Annotated in this window: 1 protein-coding gene; it reads left to right on the plus strand. The window is 40.1% G+C overall.

All coding sequences use genetic code 11. The features are described from left to right. Positions 1 to 689, plus strand: a 689-nt coding sequence (locus ACFIO3_RS14810; protein ID WP_375704750.1) for a BamA/TamA family outer membrane protein, incomplete at both ends; no start/stop codon positions are given.

A 689-nucleotide genomic window follows, 5' to 3' on the forward strand; every position in this document is an offset into this window, starting at 1 on the left:
TATAATTTATCATTTGTTGATCCTTATTTCTTAGGGTATCGTTTATCTGCTGGCGTTGATGTTTTTCGTAGTACTTATCGTGCTGATAAAGCCTATGATGTACGGCAGACAGGTGGATCACTGCGGTTTTCGTTACCTATTAATAATCAATTATCTGCTAATGTAGCTTATTCTTATGTGCAGGAAGAATATGATTTTGGCGGAGAGTATGATTTTGACAAAGAGAGTGACATAATAGAATTATATGGGAAATATTCTGGTGCGATTGTTCAAGCTGCAAAACACAGCCCTTGGAAACGTTCATCAATTAGTTATGGTTTCACCTATAATACGATTGATGATATGAGATCCCCCCATGATGGGTGGTATGTGCATCTGCTTCAGGAATATGCAGGGCTTGGTGGGAGTGCAAAGTTCTTGAAGACCACGGGTAAGGCGATGATGTACAAGACTCTTTCTGACCAGAAGGATATTGTTGGTTTGCTTTCCTTTGGGGGTGGTTATATCCACGGAATGGGCCGAGATGGTGTTCGTATTTTCGATATGTTTAAGGCGAATACTGATATAATCAGAGGGTTCAAATATAATGGGATAGGCCCACGTCAGGTTTCCAATAAGGGTGAAGTTTATTTCTTAGGGGGAACAACATATATGAATGCGACTGCTGAAGTACAGTTTCCTATTCCTGT

It is taken from the genome of Bartonella sp. AD328YNZD (genome assembly GCF_042196425.1).